Origin of the sequence: Candidatus Enterococcus ikei (assembly GCF_017316105.1) — a bacterium.
In the GTDB taxonomy this organism is placed as follows: domain Bacteria; phylum Bacillota; class Bacilli; order Lactobacillales; family Enterococcaceae; genus Enterococcus_L; species Enterococcus_L ikei.
Genome location: NZ_JAFLWD010000006.1, coordinates 65,001 through 86,834 on the forward strand (window position 1 = coordinate 65,001; position 21,834 = coordinate 86,834).

At 35.9% G+C, this 21,834-nt stretch carries 21 protein-coding genes; 3 read left to right on the forward strand and 18 right to left on the reverse strand.

What is annotated here, in order from left to right:
• Positions 1-11: 11 nt before the first annotated feature.
• From JZO69_RS16835 to JZO69_RS02045, 3 genes are read right to left on the reverse strand one after another with little or no spacing between them, the layout of a single operon-like run.
• A complete protein-coding gene (locus JZO69_RS16835; RefSeq protein ID WP_010771261.1) occupies positions 12-236 on the reverse strand; it encodes a hypothetical protein in 225 nt (74 codons plus the stop codon).
• 41 nt (positions 237-277) lie between these two features.
• Positions 278-1,372: a WxLIP family cell surface protein gene (locus JZO69_RS02040; protein ID WP_207111246.1), complete on the reverse strand. Its 1,095-nt coding sequence runs from the start codon at positions 1,370-1,372 to the stop codon at positions 278-280.
• Positions 1,369-2,031, reverse strand: coding sequence for a hypothetical protein (locus JZO69_RS02045; protein WP_207111247.1), 663 nt, complete (start codon positions 2,029-2,031; stop codon positions 1,369-1,371). Before JZO69_RS02045 ends, JZO69_RS02040 begins: the two co-directional genes overlap by 4 nt.
• 550 nt (positions 2,032-2,581) lie before the next feature.
• Here JZO69_RS02045 and JZO69_RS02050 point away from each other — a divergent pair.
• Positions 2,582-3,328 (forward strand): TraX family protein, encoded by a 747-nt coding sequence (locus JZO69_RS02050; RefSeq protein ID WP_207111248.1) that lies wholly within the window; start codon positions 2,582-2,584, stop codon positions 3,326-3,328.
• Between the two features lie 57 nt (positions 3,329-3,385).
• Here the strand turns inward: JZO69_RS02050 and JZO69_RS02055 are convergent, their stop codons facing one another.
• From JZO69_RS02055 to glpK, 4 genes are read right to left on the reverse strand one after another with little or no spacing between them, the layout of a single operon-like run.
• The gene (locus JZO69_RS02055) at positions 3,386-3,748 is read right to left on the reverse strand and encodes an MmcQ/YjbR family DNA-binding protein (RefSeq protein ID WP_207111249.1); all 363 of its coding nucleotides are present in this window, start codon (positions 3,746-3,748) and stop codon (positions 3,386-3,388) included.
• Positions 3,738-4,136 (reverse strand): VOC family protein, encoded by a 399-nt coding sequence (locus JZO69_RS02060; RefSeq protein ID WP_207111250.1) that lies wholly within the window; start codon positions 4,134-4,136, stop codon positions 3,738-3,740. The genes JZO69_RS02055 and JZO69_RS02060 overlap by 11 nt, the downstream gene beginning before the upstream one ends.
• Positions 4,137-4,178: 42 nt before the next feature.
• Positions 4,179-4,979, reverse strand: a complete 801-nt coding sequence (locus tag JZO69_RS02065; RefSeq protein WP_207111251.1) for an AraC family transcriptional regulator — start codon at positions 4,977-4,979, stop codon at positions 4,179-4,181.
• Between the two features lie 34 nt (positions 4,980-5,013).
• Positions 5,014-6,519: a glycerol kinase GlpK gene (gene glpK, locus JZO69_RS02070; protein WP_207111252.1), complete on the reverse strand. Its 1,506-nt coding sequence runs from the start codon at positions 6,517-6,519 to the stop codon at positions 5,014-5,016.
• Between the two features lie 352 nt (positions 6,520-6,871).
• On the opposite strand from glpK, the gene efaR reads away from it, so the two are divergent.
• A complete protein-coding gene (gene efaR, locus JZO69_RS02075; RefSeq protein WP_207111253.1) occupies positions 6,872-7,519 on the forward strand; it encodes a transcriptional regulator EfaR in 648 nt (215 codons plus the stop codon).
• A gap of 51 nt (positions 7,520-7,570) precedes the next feature.
• Positions 7,571-9,091 (forward strand): glucose-6-phosphate dehydrogenase, encoded by a 1,521-nt coding sequence (gene zwf / locus JZO69_RS02080; protein ID WP_207111254.1) that lies wholly within the window; start codon positions 7,571-7,573, stop codon positions 9,089-9,091.
• 50 nt (positions 9,092-9,141) lie between these two features.
• On the opposite strand, the gene ileS is transcribed toward zwf, so the two are convergent.
• The 11 genes from ileS to murD all read right to left on the reverse strand — a co-directional run bounded on the left by ileS (position 9,142) and on the right by murD (position 21,816).
• Positions 9,142-11,931, reverse strand: coding sequence for an isoleucine--tRNA ligase (ileS, locus tag JZO69_RS02085; protein ID WP_207111255.1), 2,790 nt, complete (start codon positions 11,929-11,931; stop codon positions 9,142-9,144).
• 482 nt (positions 11,932-12,413) lie between these two features.
• Positions 12,414-13,118, reverse strand: coding sequence for a DivIVA domain-containing protein (locus JZO69_RS02090; protein WP_207111256.1), 705 nt, complete (start codon positions 13,116-13,118; stop codon positions 12,414-12,416).
• Between the two features lie 19 nt (positions 13,119-13,137).
• Positions 13,138-13,920, reverse strand: a complete 783-nt coding sequence (locus JZO69_RS02095) for a YlmH family RNA-binding protein (protein WP_207111257.1) — start codon at positions 13,918-13,920, stop codon at positions 13,138-13,140.
• A gap of 22 nt (positions 13,921-13,942) precedes the next feature.
• Positions 13,943-14,215: a YggT family protein gene (locus JZO69_RS02100; RefSeq protein WP_347401564.1), complete on the reverse strand. Its 273-nt coding sequence runs from the start codon at positions 14,213-14,215 to the stop codon at positions 13,943-13,945.
• Between the two features lie 10 nt (positions 14,216-14,225).
• Positions 14,226-14,822, reverse strand: coding sequence for a cell division protein SepF (locus tag JZO69_RS02105; RefSeq protein ID WP_207111258.1), 597 nt, complete (start codon positions 14,820-14,822; stop codon positions 14,226-14,228).
• A 13-nt stretch (positions 14,823-14,835) separates the two neighbouring features.
• Positions 14,836-15,513: a YggS family pyridoxal phosphate-dependent enzyme gene (locus JZO69_RS02110; RefSeq protein ID WP_207111259.1), complete on the reverse strand. Its 678-nt coding sequence runs from the start codon at positions 15,511-15,513 to the stop codon at positions 14,836-14,838.
• A 15-nt stretch (positions 15,514-15,528) separates the two neighbouring features.
• A complete protein-coding gene (gene ftsZ / locus JZO69_RS02115; RefSeq protein WP_207111260.1) occupies positions 15,529-16,779 on the reverse strand; it encodes a cell division protein FtsZ in 1,251 nt (416 codons plus the stop codon).
• A gap of 26 nt (positions 16,780-16,805) precedes the next feature.
• Positions 16,806-18,128 (reverse strand): cell division protein FtsA, encoded by a 1,323-nt coding sequence (gene ftsA, locus JZO69_RS02120; RefSeq protein WP_207111261.1) that lies wholly within the window; start codon positions 18,126-18,128, stop codon positions 16,806-16,808.
• Between the two features lie 156 nt (positions 18,129-18,284).
• Positions 18,285-19,340 carry a cell division protein FtsQ/DivIB gene (locus JZO69_RS02125; RefSeq protein WP_347401563.1) on the reverse strand — a complete coding sequence of 352 codons (1,056 nt, stop codon included), beginning with the start codon at positions 19,338-19,340 and terminating at the stop codon, positions 18,285-18,287.
• Between the two features lie 3 nt (positions 19,341-19,343).
• Complete coding sequence (gene murG / locus JZO69_RS02130) at positions 19,344-20,438, reverse strand: undecaprenyldiphospho-muramoylpentapeptide beta-N-acetylglucosaminyltransferase (protein ID WP_207111262.1); 1,095 nt, start codon at positions 20,436-20,438, stop codon at positions 19,344-19,346.
• 7 nt (positions 20,439-20,445) lie between these two features.
• Positions 20,446-21,816, reverse strand: coding sequence for a UDP-N-acetylmuramoyl-L-alanine--D-glutamate ligase (gene murD / locus JZO69_RS02135; RefSeq protein ID WP_207111263.1), 1,371 nt, complete (start codon positions 21,814-21,816; stop codon positions 20,446-20,448).
• Positions 21,817-21,834: the final 18 nt, after the last annotated feature.

Here is a 21,834-nt window from a genome sequence, read left to right on the forward strand (position 1 = left end):
CAATCTAGTTACTATCCAATCAAATTAATCTGATCTTTAAGTAGAATAAATAAATATATAATCAATGAAAGACTCATTAAAGAGAGCAGTAACAAACTAGCATTTGCAAATAAAGCCATTTTTTTTACCTTTAGACGCTTCACTAAAAACAGATCTCTTGATAAAGTTAGTACAAATAAAATCAGTGATAGTAACGCAATCCCGCTTAATATATAAAGCCATAAGTAATCGATCATATTTTCCCCCTGATTATGATTGTTTGATAATATTTTTGATCTCACATGTTCCTTCTATTTCTTTTATCTCTAGCAGATTTTTTCTTTTCTTTGTTTTTTAAAAAACGTCTTCTTTTCCACTTTTTTTCCCAACGCATTCTTCTGAAAATCATAATTGAGGTTATTGCTATGAAATAGCCTATAAAGATAGCCGCTATGATTTTTATCCAAGTAGGCGTTATAATTTTGAATACACTTGCTTCATTTATTTGTTTTGCTTGTTGATTTGAAATCGTAAAGTCTTTACTTAAATTCCATTCTTGTAAGTCATTACTCGCAGTTAATTTTAATGTATAGTCACCAGAAGGAAGTTGGGCAATTCCCCAGTCTAATTCAAAATCAAAGTTACTATTCGGAGCAAGTTTGTAGTTTTGCACGGTTATTTTTTTAATCTTTTTTTCTGACCCTTTCTCAACCATCGTCGCTTCAATAGTCAAGTTCTCTAATATTCTTGGCTCAGGATTTTGGAGATTTGCAATGACCATTTTCTTACCACGTTTCATTGCTGCTTTCGTAGAAATCAATTTTAGCGTTTGAGCATTATTGAACTCATCACCTGAACTGGAAGCAATTACTCCAATCCTATATGAAAATTCTGTTGTAACTCCGCTTTTTTTTTCTGAACCTTTATCTAATGAAAATATTAAGGCTCCCATTTTTACTCCTTGATAGCTTTCTTTTGGAGGCGTTAATTTAACATGAATTATTTTTTCTTCAAAATTTTCTACTGTAATTTCTGGGGTCTCAACTGTAATCAATGAGGTTAATGGTTCTTTTAATGTTTTGTCGATTTTAGAGACATCCTTCGCATATTCGATTGTCCCACCGTCTCCAGTTATTGCATTACTCCCATAAATATTTAGATGAACTGGTTCTTTTTTTGTACTCCTTACCCTGACTTCTAAAGTTTGTGCTTCTCCAGGTGTCGTTTTTACATAAAAATAACTTTTTTCTGGATCAATCTGAGTCTTTGGTTGTACGATTGAAACTGTATATCCTAAACCAGCATCATCCTTTGCTGCCACGGCTTCACTGGGAGCCGTAAAAAAAGTGAAGAAGCCGATAAGTATTAGGTAAGTGATAGATAATTTTTTCATTCAGTCGTCTTCTCCCCATTGTTATGTTCTTCATCTTGTTGATCTATGTCAATGTATATGGAGAGATAATATTCTTCACTATTTTCGCATTCAATCATGTAAGATAATGGCTCTGAGCCTGCCCAATGTTCAGAAAAATCTGCAAATCTATGGCGTGCTTCATTTTCTGTATTAAAGGGTCCGTCAACTTCTAAAATATTCTCTTCTTGTATCATTAACTCTTTTTCCTTACTTAGTTTAACTATGACATACGTAGCATAAGCTACCGCTACCGAAAAAATAAATGTAATAAGAAAGAAAATCCCGATTTTAGTCAACAACAGTCCTAAAGAATAGCTACAAAAAGTGAATATTGACACTATAAATAACCACTTAAAATCACTCTTTACTTTAGGATTATTTTTCATCAGTGAGTACAAGTGTACAAGAAATAATAACTGCATGGTGACTAGTAAAAATGCTGCAAATACAGAGATTAAAATCTCCTTAAGATAAAACGTTGTAAAAAAAAGAACTTGAATCGTCATTGATGCTCTATCATCAACATAAAAAACAGCCTCTTTGTAAAAGTAAGAAAAGAACATCAGATATAGTACATAGCTTATTATTATTAATAGTTCCATTAAATAGTATTTTTTATTTTTTTTTATTTTTTCCACGACGATTTCCTTCCATTTCTTTGAATTATCACTCTTTTAAAAAAATATAAACTCATTTGGAATTGATTTATCTCCGATATAACAGAATTTATTCGCGTTTATATTTGTCAATAAACATAGAATTTAAATACGCCTACACTGTTTCCTTCAAATGTTAAAACGCGAATAAAATACACTATTTCTAAGTTAATCCTTCCTTTAGGGACTGTTAATTCATTTCAAAACCCAAAATTCCATATGAATCTAATTTAAATCAAATATACAAACAATCGCTTTTTTATATTTGATATTATAAGTTTCTCATATTCTTTTTTCATTTTCCTATCCTAAACTGAACATCTTTTTGATCACAAAAAAAAAATGAACTTTTTTATATCTTTTTGTCATTTTATACAAACTATTAGTGTGCTTTTTTTTGTTCAACTAAAAAAATAGACCTGCGATCACCTTTCACTTTTGTTATCTATTTGTTCGTTGATTCCCACGCTAAATAGAGTGATTTTTTTTATACTATAGATAGTATAAAATAATATTTATTTAGGAGAATGAAATGAACGGAAATCAATTAAAACTTATTATGATGGGCTTGATGCTCTCTGATCACCTTTTACCACTTTTACCCCCACAATTTAACACACCAATTGGTATGTTAACGCGCTGTGTCGCTGTGTTTTTTGCATTTATGGCAGTCGAAGGCTTCCATTACACAAGAAGCCGAAAAAACTATTTACTACGTCTCTATAGCTGGGCGGCAATCATGTTTGTAGGGAATACTTTGATCAATACCTTGATTATTAAAAATCCGATGTATGAGGTTCATAATAATATTTTTCTAACACTCGCTTTTGGCGTGACGATTTTAACACTGATCGATTTTTCAAAACGAGTGAAAGAACCTGTATTTAAAATTGGAGCTATTGTTTCAGTCATTCTCTTGGTACTAGCAATAGCCTTAAATTTAATTCCTGCAGAAGGCGGATTAGTCGTTATACCATTTATGCTACTTAGTTATTTTTTCAGAGGAAACGCAAAAAAGAGAGATATTTCCTATATTATCTTTGCAATTCCTTTGTTGCTACTGGCGATTGTAGGACTGCCCGAATATTCTTTTGAAATGATTAAAGAAAGCATAGGTGCAAATCCAGAATTTCTATTTATTACAGTCATTCCTTTTATCCATTTATATAACGGTAAAAAAGGCAGTGATAATCCTTTCTTTAAATATTTATTCTATGTATTTTATCCAGCACATTTGTGGATCATCACATTAGTTAATTTTTATCTGCATCAAGGTTAATTCAACAAAAAACGTCGCTTTAAGACTTTCATCTTAAAGCGACGTTTTTACATATAATCAAACATACTGCATCTGAACTTTTTTCGGGAACTTCTTTAATACTAGTTCATAAGATTTTTTTAAGAAAAAGGCTAGCTGCTCTTCTGTAAACGACGAATTCTCTAATAGAAAAGAATTCCAATGTGTTTTATTCGCGTAATATCCTGGAACCACATCTGAATATTGCTCGCGTAACAATTCATTTTCTTCTGGATTCCCTTTGACTGTCATCACCCAGTCACCTGTTTTATTTGTTCCAAGCATGCAGAAACATTTCTTCTCTATTGCGAAATAATCACAATCCCAGTCTTCCCGATAATCAACTGTTGCTCCCGGCCATGTTTTAGCCGTGTCTTTTAGATACTGGATTTTATTTTTCATCAGCTTGTTCCAACGGATCATTACAAAACAGACTCAACAAATTTCCATCTGGATCTTTAATAATTGCGTAATACTGACCCCAAAAAGCTTGCCACGGTTCCCGAAAAATCTCATAACCAAAGCCTTTCATTTTTTCACATACTTGATCGATTTCTGCAGGAGAATCACAGAGAAAAGCCAATTCGATTTTATCTCCTTCACTTTTTGGCGGATAGCCATAAATTCCTTCGATCATTTTTTTAGTATTTAGTGAAATGCGCATTCCTTCATTATTCACTTCTACGTAATCAGCATTTTTTTCTCCCAATACCTTAAAGCCTAAACGCTCATAAAATAAAACTGCTTGCTCCATCGACTCGACAATGATTCCGACCATATCTAATTTCATCTTAAGAACCTCCATCCTTTTTCATTTATTATAATCCGTTGCTTAATTCTTGTCTTGTAAAATTCCGACATATTGACGAATTGCTTGCGGCGTTAGCCCAGTCATTTTTTTCATTTTCCTAGAATAGTGAGCCTGATCAAAATAGCCATATTTTTCAACTAGGTCTAAGTGACTGATATTGGGTTCACTGATCAATTCCTGATACACTTTTTGAAAACGTAAAACATCAAACACTTCATAAGGTGAAAGTCCCGTTTCTTCTCTAAATAATCGCTGCAGACTTCTTTCGGATAAAGAACTATTAGCTGTACTTTCAGCATAACTGATTAAGTGACAATGATTTTCGATAAATGTCTGAATGGGTATCGAAATCTTTTTCCCCGATGACCGATTCAAACGTTCTAAAAAATACAAATCGACCTCTGTGATCAGATCACTAAATGACTTCTTCCCTGATAATTTATCAGTCAAATCAATGACCATTCTTTTTTCAAGTAACGCTAATTCAATTAACTGATCTTTTAGCCCTTTAAAAGATTGCTTAAAAAAAGGATACATACCACCCAAATAATACCGTATACCCAAATAAATAGTTGGTTGATCCGAATAAGAATAAAAAAAGCTCGTATTCGGACCACTAATATTAATTTGTAAAACATCTAATTCCACGCTTAATTGAATAATCAGATCTGAACATAAATCTGGAATAACTCTGCTAGGTGGACTGGACGAATCTGCATAACTAAACCAATAAGATTGTATGTAGGGACGTAAACGAAAATCAGGAGCAACTTCTTGGTAATCACTTGTATCGTCTTGCCAAACTTGCGGTCGATAGTTCATCGTCTTGCTCCTCCTTTACTTCGTTTATCGTGAGTTATTCCCCGTTTTTATAAGCCATGGTTGCATAAACCGCTCTTTTCCACCCATCGTATAGGCCCTTTCGCTTTTCCTCAGTACTTTGCGGTTCAAATCGTTTTCCATGATGCGTAAATGCTTTGATTTCAGCTAAATCTTTCCAAAAACCAACTGCTAACCCTGCTAAGTAGGCAACACCTAAAGCTGTTGTCTCTGAAAAATCTGCAGCTTCAACGGGTTTGTCAATGATATCTGCTTGAAATTGCATCAACAAATCATTTTTTGAGGCTCCGCCATCCGCTCTTAATAATTTGATATCAATCTTGGAATCATTTTCCATCGTTTTAATAACATCCGCTGTTTGATAAGCAATTGATTCCAGTGTAGCGCGAATCAGATGTTCTTTCGTCGTTCCCCTGGTTAAACCAAAAATAGCTCCTCTAGCTTCTTGATCCCAATATGGTGCGCCAAGACCCGTAAATGCTGGTACAACATACACGCCATCCGAATCAGGGACTAGGCTTGCTAAAGCTTCCGATTCACTCGCTTTTTCAATCAACTTCAATCCATCACGCAGCCACTGAACAGCAGATCCTGCAACAAAAATACTACCTTCTAAAGCATAGTTGACCTTGCCATCAAGTCCATAACCAATCGTCGTTAATAGGCCATTTTCAGATAAAATTGCTTGTTCTCCTGTGTTCATCACAATAAACGAGCCTGTGCCATAGGTATTTTTGACCATTCCTTTTTCAAAAGCAGCTTGACCAAAAAGAGCCGCCTGCTGATCACCTGCCATCGCAGCAATTGGAATATTTTCTCCATAAAAATGATAATCTTCCGTGTATCCGTAAACTTCCGCATTTGAACATACTTTAGGCAACATCGCTCTAGGAATCTCTAAAATAGTTAGAATTTCTTGATCCCAATCTAATGTGTGGATATTAAACAACATCGTTCGGCTAGCATTCGTGTAATCCGTTTTGTGGACTTTTCCACCGGTAAGCTTCCACAACAACCAAGTATCAATAGTTCCGAATAGCAATTGCCCCGAATCTGCTTTCTCTTTTGCCCCATCAACATTTTCCAGAAGCCACTTTACCTTAGTCGCTGAAAAATAAGAATCAATGATCAAACCTGTTCGTTTTTGGAAAAATTCTTGGTGCCCCTTTTCTTTTAACCAATCCGCAATATCATTGGTCTGCTTTGATTGCCAGACGATTGCATGATAGATTGGTTCTCCAGTTCTCTTGTCCCAAACAACTGTGGTTTCCCGCTGATTAGTAATACCGATTGCCTTGATTTGAGCTGGTTTTAGCTTTGACTCGATCAACACATCTGCAATGACAGACTGCACTGAATTCCAAATCTCATTCGCATCATGTTCAACCCAACCAGGATTAGGGAAATACTGAGTTATTTCTTTTTGGGCTTTAGCTATTTCTTGTCCATCATGATCAAAGACGATTGCTCTTGAACTAGTTGTTCCTTGATCTATAGATAAAATATACTTGTTTTGCTTCATGTCTCGTTCGCTCCTCAAAAATGATACTTTCATTCATTATAAAACAAAAATCCCTAAAAAGTCCTTTTCTATAAAATAAAAATTCAGCCATACCTAGATCAAGAACTTTACTTGCTCTATAAATTCTAATTTATTTTTAACAATTCAATTTCTAGTAAAAAAGTTTCAGAAACTTCCGCTCACTTTTATAGAAGAAAACTTTAGAAAACGTTATCAATCCTGAGTTTATTCCTTCTTTTTTTATTTCAAAAGTAAAACACAGTTTTTTTTAAGATTAACATATTATTAAATGGTCAAAAAAACAATTTTCTGATAAACTTATCGTGATGGCTTCTTTGAAAGGATGAACAATATGACCCCGAATCGCGAAGACTACCTAAAACTGATTTTTGAATTAGGTGGCGATGAAAATAAAATCAACAATAAACAAATTGTCTCTGGTCTGGATGTCTCAGCAGCATCTGTTAGTGAGATGATTTCAAAATTAGTCAAAGAAAAACTAGTTGAGCACTCACCTTATCAAGGCGTTCAACTAACTGAAATAGGTCTAAAAAAGGCAAGTACACTCATTCGCAAACATCGATTGTGGGAAGTATTTTTAGTCGAACATTTAAACTATTCATGGAACGAAGTTCATGATGACGCTGAAGTATTAGAACATGTTACCTCGCAAACATTAGCAAATCGTTTGTCTGACTATTTGAACCAACCCAAATTTTGTCCTCATGGCGGTGTTATTCCAGGAGATGATCAGCCAGTTCACGAAGAAAAGCGGCAAACATTAATAGATTATCCTGTTGGAACAACCATCCGTATAGCTCGTGTATTAGATGAAAAAGAGTTACTTGATTATTTAGTATCGATCGATTTACAAATTCACGAAGAATATAAAATCGATGATATTGCAGCTTATGAAGGGCCGATCAGTATCAGTAATGATAATAAACAATTAGCAATTAGTTACAAAGCAGCAAGTACCATTTTTGTTGATCGATTATAAGAAAACGTCCTGATTATTCAACGATGGACATCAAGAAAGCGGGGAAATACAATGAATGAAAAAATAGCTTTATTTACTATATTTGGCGGTACCGGCGATTTAGCAAAGAGAAAACTTTACCCTTCCTTATTCCGTTTATACCGTAAAGGAAATTTAGCTGAACATTTTGCCGTCATCGGTACAGCACGAAGAGAATGGTCTGATGATTATTATCGTGAAATCGTCCGTGAAACAATTAAAGAATTAAATCCGACAAAAGCAGAGGCCGAGGCTTTCTCAAGTCATTTCTACTATCAAGCACATAACGTCAATGACTCTGAGCATTACGATACTTTAAAAAAATTATCTGATTCTTTAAATGATAAATACGAATTAGAAGGCAATCATATTTATTACTTAGCCATGGCTCCTCAATTTTTCGGCACAATTGTTCAACACTTAAAATCTCAAGCAATCTTGACAGATAATGGGTTTGATCGTTTAGTCATAGAAAAACCATTTGGTTCTGATTATGACTCTGCGTATCAATTAAATGAAGAAATCCGTGCCGTTTTTCCTGAAAAAGATATTTTTAGAATCGATCATTACTTAGGAAAAGAAATGATCCAAAATATATCAGCGATTCGTTTTGCTAATAATATTTTTGAATCTCAATGGAATAATCGTTATATCGATAATGTTCAAATTACTTTTGCCGAAAGTCTTGGTGTAGAAGATCGCGGTGGTTATTATGATCACAGTGGTGCGCTAAAAGATATGGTTCAAAACCATATTCTCCAAGTTGTAGCTTTGTTAGCAATGGAACCGCCAGTTGCTTTTTCAGAAGCTGAAATACGTGCAGAAAAAGTCAAAGCGTTACAAGCCATTCGTCTGTATTCAGAAAAAGAAGCATTAGAAAATTTCGTTCGCGGTCAATATGGTCAAGGCAAACTGGATGACCAAGAATTTGTTAGTTACCGCGAAGAACCAAATGTCGATGAACAGTCTCAAACTGAGACATTTGTTGCTGGTAAATTTTTAATTGATAACTTCCGTTGGTCTGGTGTTCCCTTTTATATCCGAACAGGAAAACGCCTAACAGAAAAAGGGACACGTATCAATATCGTTTTCAAACAAGTACCTGTTAATGTCTTTAAGGATGATATCGATAAATGTGGTGAAAAAACTGATTTACCGCCAAATGTCTTAACAATTTATATCCAACCAACTGAAGGATTTTCAATGACTCTAAATGGCAAGGAAATTGGTCAAGGTTTTTCTACAACTCCTGTAAAATTAGACTATCGCCATAGCGCAGAGACAACAGGTAATAGTCCTGAAGCCTATGAAAAGCTATTATTGGACAGCTTAAATGGTGATGGTACGAACTTCTCTCACTGGGATGAAGTTGCTCAATCTTGGCGAATCGTTGATATTATTCGTCAGGCGTGGGATAAGACATCTGTGGACTTTCCTAATTATGCCGCTGGTTCAATGGGACCTGATGCTGCATTTAACTTGTTAGAACAAGATGGTTTCACTTGGGACTGGCAACCAGATATTTGGTACCGTGAACGAGGAAAATTAGATTAAAAAAAACTGGGATATAACTTTAAAAGTTATATCTCAGTTTTTTTGCTTTTCTAAGCTTCAAATCCTTCAGCTACTGCTTCTGGATAATTTTCTTCAACGATTGTAGCACAACGTCCGCATAAATGTGGTAATTTTTCATCTTCACCCACATCTGTACGTACAGCACGACAACGCTCACACGTTTCACCTTCTGCTTTTTCCACAAGGATTGACATGTCATCAAATTTTTCAACAGCTTCAGGAATATCTGCTGTTTTAACAGCGACCTCAAAGTCAGAAACGATCAATAATTGAGCCACATCTGCTTCAACAGCTGTTAATAATTCGCGGATTTGTTCATTTGGATAAACAGTTACTTTTGCTTCTAACGATTTACCGATCAATTTAGAATTACGAGCTTCTTCCAATGCTTTTAACACATTATCTCTAAAGTCCATAAATGCTGCCCAAGTATCTATTAACTCTTGTTGGTTGGCAAATTCTTCATATCCTGGGAATTCAGCTAACTGAACATAGTCTTCGTCTTCTTTCAAGAAGCTCCAGATTTCCTCAGAAGTATGTGGAATAATCGGTGTTAATAGTTTTGTTAAAGCTACCGCTGTTTGATAAAATACTGTTTGCATACAACGACGTTGGTAGTTATCTTCTGCTTCAATATAAACAACATCTTTGGCAAAGTCTAAATAAAATGAAGACAAATCTACTGTTAAGAAATTCATTACAGAACGATAAATTTGCATGAAATTATATTTTTCATAGCCTTTTTCACGAATTTCTTGAATCACTTGATTCAAACGAACAACCATATATTTATCCACAGAGCGTAATTCTTCATAAGCTACAGTATGCTCATTTGGTTCAAAATCACTTGTATTTGCTAATAAGAAACGCATTGTGTTGCGAATTTTACGGTAAACTTCAGAGACTTGGTTCAAAATATCCATTGAAACACGTACATCTGCTTCGTAATCCACACTACTTACCCACAGGCGTAGAATATCTGCGCCCATTTGTTTGATTACTTTATCAGGTAAAATTGTATTTCCTAGTGATTTACTCATCTTACGACCTTCACCATCTAATGTAAATCCTTGCGACAAGACCGCTTTGTACGGCGCCACACCATTGATAGCTACACTTGTTGTAATACTTGAGTTGAACCAACCACGGTATTGATCTGAGCCTTCTAAATACATGTCAGCTGGGAAAGTCAACTCTGGACGTTGACGTAACACTGCCTCATGAGAAGATCCTGAATCAAACCAAACATCCATGATGTCATTTTCTTTCGTAAATTCACCATTTGGAGAACCTGGATGTGTAAAGCCTTCTGGTAATAACTCTTTTGCCTCACGCTTAAACCAAACATTTGAACCATGCTCAGCAAATAAATTAGCGACATGTTCGATTGTTTCTGGTGTGATGATCGCTTCGCCATTTTCCGCATAGAAAATCGGTAAGGGTACACCCCACGCACGTTGACGAGAAATTACCCAATCACCACGGTCACGAATCATATTATAAAGACGTGTTTTCCCCCAGGGAAGAATCCAATCCACTTTTTCTACTTCATCTAAGATATTTTGACGGAATTTATCGATTGATGCAAACCATTGTGGTGTCGCACGGAAAATAACTGGTTTTTTTGTACGCCAGTCATGTGGATAACTATGTGTAAAGAAATCCAATTTTAATAATGCATCTTTTTCGTCAAGTAAAGCTGTGATCATTGGGTTCGCTTTATCATAGAAAACTCCTTCGAAACCTGGAGCTTCATCGGTAAACACTCCACGATTATCAACTGGTGAAAGAACATCTAGGTTATATTTTTTACCCACGATATAGTCATCTTCACCATGTCCTGGAGCTGTATGAACTAAACCAGTACCAGCATCTAAGGTAACGTGATCGCCTAACATTACTAAGGATGTACGATCATAAAATGGATGTTGAGCTGTCATATATTCCATGTCTTTACCAGAAATTGTTTCTAAAACTTCAACTTCATCCCAGCCAATTGCTTCTTTAACCGTTTCTAAAAGATCTTTAGCCACTACATATTTTTTGCCATATGCATTCACAACCACATATTGATAAGTAGGATTTACTGAAATTCCTAAGTTTGCAGGAAGTGTCCAAGGTGTTGTTGTCCAGATGATAAAAGATGTATCAGTATCTAAGATTCCTTTACCGTCAACCACTTTAAACGCTACATAAATGGAAGCAGATTTAACATCTTTATATTCGATTTCAGCTTCCGCTAATGATGACTCACTTGATGGAGACCAGTAAATTGGTTTTAAGCCTTTGTAAATATAGCCTTTTTCAGCCATTTTTCCAAATACACGAATTTCAGCTGCTTCATATGAAGGATCTAATGTAACATAAGGATTTTCCCAATCACCTGCGACACCCAAACGTTTGAAATCTGCTCGTTGTGTGTCCACTTGAGAACGTGCATATTCCTCACATTTTTCACGATATTCAGCTAAGGTCATTTCTTTTCTTTTGATTCCTTTGTTTGTCAATACTTGTTCAATTGGTAAGCCATGTGTATCCCATCCAGGAACGTACGGTGAACGGAAACCTGACATTGATTTTGAACGGATGATGATGTCTTTACTGATTTTGTTTAATGAATGACCTAAATGGATATTTCCATTTGCATATGGCGGTCCATCATGAAGAACAAATGTTGGTTTGCCTTCGTTTAATTCTTGACGTTTTTCATAGATTTTTTGTTCTTCCCAATCTTTTTGCCACTCGACTTCACGATTTGGAAGATTTCCACGCATTGGGAAAGCTGTTTTTCCTAGCTGTAACGTTTCTTTCATTTTCATTTTTTATTTCCTCACTTTCATTTGTAGGTATCAATTTATAAATGGATTGTAGTTTAGTCTCTTGTTCTAGTATTTGATGATTCACTAGTAAGGAGACTTCTCTCTCTTCGTTCGCCAAGTACTATTCATCATCTGCTCTGGCGGAGCCAATCGCAGTGATTCGATCGGATCACTTCTCTCTCTTCGTTCGCCAAGTACTGTTCATCATCTGCTCTGGCAGAGCCAGTCGCAGTGATTCACAGCAAAAAAGTACCTTCATCCCAAGGGACGAAAGTACTCGCGTTACCACCCAAATTTAAAATAATTAATCAACTCAATTATTTCCTCTGTTAATTGTTAACGAAATCACTCGTCAAGTTTTACTTGGTTCAAACTTGAGTAAAATAGAGGATCTTTTCAATACCAGGATCTGTCAAACTTTCACTATCATTGACTCGCTAAAAGAATGGTTATTGACTTTTCTGTTCTATTTATTTACGAAATTATTTAGGATCTTTGTTTAATAGATCAAGCATTGCTTTAGGGTCCATTGCAGCTTGTTCAAGTGTTGGTTGTTCTTCTGCCTCAACAGGAGGTGCAGCAACTTCATCACTTTTATCAAGTTCTTCTGCCAATACTTCTTTGATAACAGTATGAGAATCACTTACATAGCTTGAGAATGGTTTTAAAAGCTCATTCCATTCTTCACTTTTCACTTGTTCTAATTGTGCTTCTAACATTAAACTTAAACGTTGGTGGAAGACACGTGTCTTCTTCTTCAAGTCATCAGTTTCAGCAGCTAACTGACGGGCACGATCGGTTGCATCAGTAAGGATTTCTTTTGCTTTTTCTTCAGCAGATGTAATAAGAGTACTAGAACGTTTTTCAGCAGAAGAAATCATTTCATTCGCTGTATTTTCAGCAGAAGTAACAATCACTTCTGATTCTTTATTCGCACTAGTTTTTACTTTATCTGCAGTATCTTGAGCTACAATGATTGATTGATTCAATGCATCTTTTAATTCATTGAAATATTGTAATTTTTCTTCAGCGTGTTTTAATGACTTTTCAAGTTCACGAGTTTTTTGAAGAGAGTCTTCATAATCTTTCGTTACTTGATCTAAGAAATCATCGACATCGTCTTGGTTGTATCCTCTCATTTTCGTAGAGAAATTCTTATTTTGAATATCTAATGGAGTTAATGCCATATTCCTTCACCTCTTTGGATTATTTTCGTAGAACCCCCAATAACAAACGAAACTTGTCCTTTTTCGTCTTACCTTCCAACTCTTGGATTTGAACTCGACCAAAACCTCTAATAGACACAATATCTAATAAATCTACTAAAAAATCAGGTCTTAAATTTTCCGTCCAATTCACTTTGACTTTTCCAGATTCGATCAATTGTTTTGATCTCTGTCTAGATATATTATATACGGTAGAGATCAAATTATCCAGACGTAACGAACTAATTGTTGTTCGTTCATGTGTCCAGTCATCTTTTGGAAGAATCATCTCCGTATATTTTCTTTTTTCTAATCTTACAGATATTTTCCCGATTTTTTCTACTTGGTTCTCAATGAAATTGGCTATCTCTTTAGCAACAAACACTTGCCATCTATCACTATCAGAAATTATATCTCCAAAATATTCGCGTTTGATCCCAGTATTGACTAAGGTCCCCAACACCTTGCCATGAGATAAAGTCGAAAATTTCACAGGATAAACGATTTCTAGTAATTCTACTTCAAAATCTTCCTGTTTTGGTTCATAGTAATCAGGATAGATAAGACATCGTTTTCTTTCAGCTTGTTCATAACCACCATAGAATTGAAACTCCAGCTCACTATTTTGCCGTATCAACGTTTCTAAAATATAAGCTTGTCTAGGATCTAAAAAATCTGATAAGTAAGGGGCGTACTGGCTTTCGACTTGTTCTAGCCAATCACCCACAGAATCAATAAAAGGATGCTCATCTTTTCGAAAATGTTGATACACATTTGCGTTCATAGATAAATCATCCTTTCTTTTATTAATACATGATCGATTGTAAAATACGACCCAATCCGCTTGCAGCTAAATTCAACACAATAATCGCAATCATTACATTGAAACCTACCATACCTATTCTTAAATTCAAACGATCAAATAAGCTCAAATAAGGTTCGCAAATTCTTGCAATCAAGCGGCCAAACGTAGAATCATATGCTCCTGGAAACCAAGATAATAATGCATAAATGATTAAAAGTCCTGAATAGATTTGAACACCTTTATATAGAATATATATAAATAGAGCGATAATAATTACCTCCTGACTAGAAATCAAACATTTGTTTCTTAGCTAACGATTGAGCTGTAGCACTATCGATTTCTATATTTGATGGTGTACAAAGAAAAATTTCATCGCCCACACGTTGAATATCTCCATCCAATGCGTAAACAGTCCCAGTAAGAAAGTCAACAATTCTTCTTGCTTGATTTTCTTCGACTAAATGAAAATTAATCAATACAGCATCACTTGCAATAATATGCTTAGCAATATTCATTGCCTCAGAATAAACTCTAGGTTCAATAATGGTAATCTTACCTGGTCTACTTGAATTATGTGCATCTTGTGAACGTTTAGAATTTGAGTTATTAGAACTACGCATGGAGACAACCTTTTTCTCATTAAATGCTGTTTCCTGACGGCTTTCTTTCTTATCCTGATGCGTTTCTGTTGAACGATAACGAGCAGATGGTTTTTCGGTTAAAGGCTCAGTTGTTTTTGGTTGTACCTGTGCTTGTCGAACCGTCTGTCTTGGTTGTTCATTGACAACCTTTTGCTCTTCGTATTCATCATAATTATCATATTCATCTTCACCAGATAATCCAAAAAAGCTCGATAACGCATTTTTACTAAAAATTGACATAGATTCCCCTCCTTTACGCACCTCTGAAAATTGCTGTTCCGATTCGTACAAAAGTTGCACCTTCTTCAATAGCAATTGGGAAATCATTACTCATTCCCATGCTAAGTTCTGTACACGGTGCATATGACAGATGTAGATTATTTACTGCTTCTTGCAGATTTTTCAGCTCAGAAAATACCTTGTGCAACACTTGTTCAGAAGCATCTAGCGGCGCCATAGTCATTAATCCTACGACTTTGATCTTATCAAATGCTGCTAATTGATGTATAAAATCAAGAACTTCATTTGATTTAAACCCGTGCTTGCTTTCTTCACCAGTAATATTCACTTCAACAAAACAGGAAATTTGCTTCTCTGCCCGCTTTTGAATTTCTTCTGCTAAACTTAAACTGTCTAGAGCGTGAAAATAATCTATCTCGTTAATTACTAATTTTACCTTCCTACGCTGTAAATTACCAATCAAATGCCACTTAATAGACGAAAAATTTTCCAGTGCCATTTTCTTTTCGAGTAATTTATCTACTCGGTTCTCAGCCATATCCTCAATACCAAGTTCAGCAAGTTCCTTGGCCCTATCGTTTCCCACTGATTTGGTCACGGCAATCATTGTTACATCATTGTCTGACCGCTGAGCTTTTTGGCATGCTAGCTGAATTTCTTGATTTATTTGTTCTAAGTTTTCAACTAGCATGGTCCAAAGTCACTCCTATCTTTTTCTGCGGAAAAATGGTGGTGTATTTAATTCATCATCGTTATTTTGTGATGGTTCTTCACGATGGAATGTTTCAAAATCTTTTTTCTCAACGTTTTCAAATGTTGTATCTTCCACTTTAGGTCGCACATTTTGCTCACGACGGATATCCCAGTCACCGAACGCACTTGTCTCTTCTTGTGGTTGTGGCTGTGATGGTTTTGATTGCTCCATATCCAAGACTGGTGCTTGTTGTACAGTTTGGATTTGAGTTTGTCTGTTTTGACGTTGGGGTTTACGATCTTTTTTTGAAGGATCGATCCCAGTTGCAATAACAGTTACGCGAATTTCATCGCCTAAATCTTCATTGATCGATGTACCCAAGATAATGTTTACATCGCCTGTTGCAGCACTTGTTACAATATCAGAAGCATCTTGTGCTTCAAATAATGTCATATCCAAGCCACCAGTGATGTTTAACAATACTTGTTCAGCTCCATCAATTGATGTTTCTAGCAATGGAGAAGAGATTGCTTTTTTAGTAGCTTCTATTACACGGTCTTCACCGCTAGCAACACCGATTCCCATCAAGGCTGTTCCTTGATTTTCCATAACTGTCTTCACGTCAGCAAAGTCCAAGTTAACGTAACCAGGAGCTGTAATCAAATCTGAAATACCTTGTACTCCTTGACGTAATACATTGTCAGCTTCACGGAAAGCTTCAAGCATAGGCGTCTTCTTGTCAACAACTTCTAATAAGCGATTATTAGAAATAATCAATAATGTATCGACATTCTCTTTTAATAGCGCAATTCCTTCTGCTGCATAGCGTCCGCGTTTTGGTCCTTCAAAACTAAATGGTCTTGTAACAACACCAACTGTTAATGCACCTAATTCTTTTGCGATTTTAGCAACAACAGGAGCAGCTCCTGTTCCTGTTCCACCGCCCATACCAGCAGTGATAAAAATCATATCCGCGCCTTGCAACGCATCTGAAAGTACTTGTTCGCTTTCCTCTGCTGATTTTTGACCGACTTCTGGTTGAGATCCTGCACCTAAACCACGTGTATATTTAGGGCCAAGTTGGATCACTGTTTCAGCTTTTGAGTTTTTAAGGGCTTGTACATCTGTATTTGCAGCGATGAATTCAACGCCTTTAACGTTTTCATCGATCATGCGGTTAACAGCATTGCCACCGCCGCCGCCTACACCGATAACTTTGATGACAGCGCCATTGTTAATGTTGTTATCTAAAGAAAATTCCATAGTATCGTTTCCTCCTGTTTTAATTGTTAGTCAAAGATGTTTGAGAAGAAGTCTTTGATCTTGCCTGTAACTTTTTCACCAGATTCGTGTATTTCAGAATCTTCGTAATCATCTTGCGTTGTATCTGCATACGTATCATATTGTACTTCTTGCTGAATCGCAATTGGCTGTGATGATTTGATCTTTGCGCCAGGAATCGCGCCTTTAGCAATATGATAAATGTCATTTAATTGCGCAGAATATTCTACGATACTAATCACATTAGTAAATACTGGGTTACGAAGCCCCATATGATTAGGAACATATAATTTCACACTTGCATCAAAGATTTCCTGTGCTAAGTCAACTACACCAGGAAGGCTTGCGCCGCCACCAGTTAAGATCACTCCGCCTGGAAGTTCTAAAGCATCGATTTCGTCCAACACTTCTTTAGATTTCTTAAAGATTTGTTCAACTCTTGCTTCGATGACTTCTGAAAGATAACGTTCATCAACTTTTACAGGTTCAGATTTACCAATCACATCGACTGGAAACTCTTCACTTACAGATGTTCTTTCAGGATATGCATCACCATAATTGATTTTTAATGCTTCTGCATTATTGAATGATGTATTCAATACAATAGAAACATCCTTAGTGACAAATTCTCCACCTTCTTGATTCACATGAGTAAACTTCAATTGTTTGTCATGCATCACAGAAGTTGTTGTTTGACCACCACCCATATCTATCACGATGGTACCAAAATCTTTTTCACCATCTGAAAGAACTGTTTCAGTTAGAGCTAATGGCATAATAACTAATTCATTGACTGTTAAGCCTGCTTTTTCAACGCATTTTCTTGTATTATGGATAATTGTTTTTGGACCTGTAAAGACCACTCCAAACATTTCTAAACGAACGCCAATCATTCCTCTAGGATCTTTGATCCCTTCGAACCCATCTACTGTAAATTCTTGAGGCAGGATTGCTACGATTTGACGTTCAGGAGGAGTTGAACGAACCAGAGCTGCCGATGCAACGTTTCTTACATCTTCATCAGTGATTTCTTTTGACTCACTACTTACAGCGATCATTCCTTGGCAATTTTCCACTTCAAGTAAGTTTGCTGGTAACCCCACATTCACACTTTTAATTTGAATTCCCGCTTTTTCTTCTGCTTGTCTTACTGCTCTTTGAATCGCATTTACTGTTTTATCTATATCGACAATGATCCCTCGATTTAATCCATCAGATTTTGCGTTTCCTACGCCAATGATATTCATTTGACCTTCGATAAACTCAGCAACTACAACTTTTACTGATGTTGTACCAATATCAAGGCCTACATACATTCCTGTCTTTGCCATGAATGGGGTTCCTCCTCCTATTAATTCCAATATGTAAGCGGACCTAAAATGCCCGTTTAAATATATATTTTTTTATGAATACTCACTTCTTTCAATTTTACCATAAACATAGGCTTTTTAGAAAGTAGATTCTACTATTTTATTCTTTTATTTTTCTTAACTTTGATCAACTGGCTGTGAAGATTCTTCTACGCCTTCTTCAGCAGGCTCATTATTAAAAGGATATGAGAAAATACCAACTTCCATATCGATGATTCCAGGTTTTTCCATTTGACTGGCAACCTTCGTATAATACGCCATTTTCTCTTCTAATTGAGAGATATTAACGATGACTTGATTGGCATCCTTCATATGAAGATTAATCAATTCTTTATTTGCATTAGATGGTGCATAGCGAATTTCCGAAATATTTTGTTTTATATCCTCCGGAAGTTTATTATAAGAATTCATTAAGTTTTTAATAATCGACTGATCTTTAAAATTTTGAAAAACCGGCATACCGCTCACAGGTGCTTTCATTTCTTCTGGTAAAATTTTGCCATTTTCCAAAATAGGATGAAAAACATTCTCGATAGATTCTAAAGCCACGACTTTATATTCTTCAATTTTTATGTTGAATGAATTGATTCCACTCAATAAAATTGTTGCTTTTTTAACTCGTGGTAATTGACGTTCGATTTTCTTTTCATAAATATCTCTATCGCCAAACTGTTCCCATAAACTTTTGCCTTTCTCTAGTTTAGATTGAACAATGATTTTCTGGCTATCAACAGCTTCATTTCCTGTAACACCGATATTTCCTAACTTACTAAGTGGCGAAACAAAATAAAGGACGATCACTATTGCAATCAAAAAGACTGATACGATCAAAGTTAGTCTGCGATACAATCGTTTATTTCGTACTTTTTTTATTTTTGGTAAGCGGTCTGCAAAAGATTCGTAAGTTTTCTTTTGTTTTTCCTCTGGTACAGGTTCTTCTGAAGGAACGTCTTCGATTTCAGTCTCAGCTTCTTCAGCAAGCTCTTCTTGCTCTTCTTTTTCATCAGATACTAGAGAAGGGCTCCAGCTTGGTTGATCGCCTTGTGTTTTTAGATACTCGAGATTTTCTTTTTGCCATGGGGTCAGATTCTGCTCATCTGGTTGTTCAGTAGTATCCAGTTTTTGCTCTTCTTTTCCCCCTGGATCTTCTTTTTTCTTACTAATCTTCCACACCTCCTATCCAGTTATTTCTTTTACCACTTTGTAAAGTCGTTCACCAGCATCTGGGATGCCTTCTTGTTTTGATGCAGCAGCCATTGATTTATGACGAGATCCATCTAATAAAATTGCATCAATTTCAGTTGCTAGTTTCAGACCTGTAAGTTCTTGATCAGCAATCATTTCAACTGCTCCGGATTTGACTAAACTTTGAGCATTTTTCGTCTGGTGATCATTGGTAACGTATGGGCTTGGAATCAAAATTGCTGGTAAACCCAATGCTGTAAATTCTGCGATTGAAGTGGCACCAGCTCGACCGACCATTAGATCTGCCGACGCTAGAACTTCTGCCATTTTATCAATATAAGGCTGAATGCTTACGTTTGTCAATTTCTTTTCAGAAAGATTTAACGTTTCTTCTAATTCTTTATAATATCGCTCACCAGATGCATAAAGAACCTGATAATCTCTTTGTTCAAACAAAGGAAGGGCTTCAACAAATGCCTGATTGATTTTCAATGCGCCCCGGCTTCCACCAAAAATAACAACTGTCTTTTTGTCAGGATCTAAGCCATATTCACTTAATATATCTGTTTTTTTGATCGTTACTACCTCTTGAGCACGTGGATTCCCTGTCAAAATAACTTTGTTTTCAGGAAAATGTTCGGCTACATCAGGAAAACAAATCGCTACTTTGGTGGCATATTTGCTTAAAAATTTGTTTGTTATTCCAGGTATACTGTTTTGCTCGTGGACGATCGTCGGTATTTTTAGCTGTTTTGCCGCATAAACGACCGAGCCAGATACATAACCTCCCGTTCCAATAACTACATCAGGTTGAAAATCTTTGATAATTTTTTTAGCTTTTCCGATGCTACTTAGGAAAAGATAGACTGTTTTAATATTTTGTGGACTAAGTGAACGTCGAAATCCTTGGATTTTGATCGTTTTAAATGGAATCTTGTATTTTGGAACAATTTGACTTTCCAGACCTGTTTCTGTCCCTACATACATGAACTCTGTATCTGGTTCTACTTGTTTTACATAGTTAACAAAAGCTAAGGCAGGATAAATGTGTCCGCCTGTTCCGCCACCGGTCATTAATATCTTCATAATTCTCTCACTTTTCTAAGTCTTTTAGCTGGTGCATTGCGTGAATAAACGCATCTCCGCGCAGTTCAAAATTAGGGTATTGATCCCAACTTGCACACGCAGGCGATAATAGAATAGTATCATTTTTTTCGGAAAAATCATAGGCATCACTTACAGCCGTTTGGACATTTTCTGTTAATTTTATTGTTTTTATGCCAGCCTCAACTGCTGCTTGCTGTAATTTTTCTTTCGTTTCTCCAAAAAGCACGATTGCTTTGATTCCTTTTAATGAAGAGACCAACTCATCAAAACTGTTGCCTCGGTCTAAACCACCAGCTAATAAAATTAGTGAGGAATGATCAAAACCACTTAAAGCCATCTCTGTCGCTAATATATTCGTCGCTTTTGAATCGTTATAAAATCTACGCCCTGCAACTTCACCTACATATTGTGTACGGTGCGGCACTCCAGTAAACATCATTAATGTTTGTCTGATTGCATCAGTAGGTACGCCTTTTAGTTTCGCTACAGAAATCGCAGCCAGTGCATTTTCAACATTATGAGCGCCTGGCACACCTAATTCTGTTGCTAGCATAATGTATTCATCTTTGAAGTATATTTTTTCATCTGCAAGATAAGCTCCTGCGACTTTCTCTTTTGTTGAAAACGGAATAATTGCAGCTTTGGTTGTTTTGCTTAATTCTTGAAGCTCTTGTTGGTTCCAATTTAATACTAAGAAATCATGTTCCTCCATGTTTTCTTGGATAGCCCATTTGGCTTTTACATACTCATTTCGTGAACCATGATAATCTAAATGAGCTTCGTAAATATTTGTAATCACAGCGATTTGAGGATGGAATGTTTGAATTCCCATCAATTGGAAACTTGATAATTCCATCACAATATCATCCGTTGCGCTCGCCTCTTCTGCAACTTCACTAGCTGGATAACCGATATTTCCAGCTAAACGAGCAGTTCCACTTTTACGCTCAGCATTTAAAAGCAATCCGATCATTGTAGTTGTAGTTGTCTTACCGTTTGTCCCAGTTATTCCAATAATAGGACACTCAGCAATTTGATATGCTAACTCAACTTCAGTGAGAACCGGCAAATTCAGGCTTATTGCTTTTTCTACTAAAGGATTCGTGTACGGGATTCCAGGATTCTTTACAATCAGAGAAAACTCTTCATCTAAAAGTTCAATTGGATGTCCACCTGTAACAACACGAATACCCAAGGTTAATAAATCTTGGGCTTCCGGGTTTTGATCAAATTGTTTAAAGTCATTGACTGTCACTAACGCACCTAACTCATGTAGCAATCTCGCAGCACTAACACCGCTTTTAGCAAGCCCAAGAACAAGGACTTTTTTGTTTTCATAATCTGTTATTTTTTTCATTATAATTTCCCCTTATCT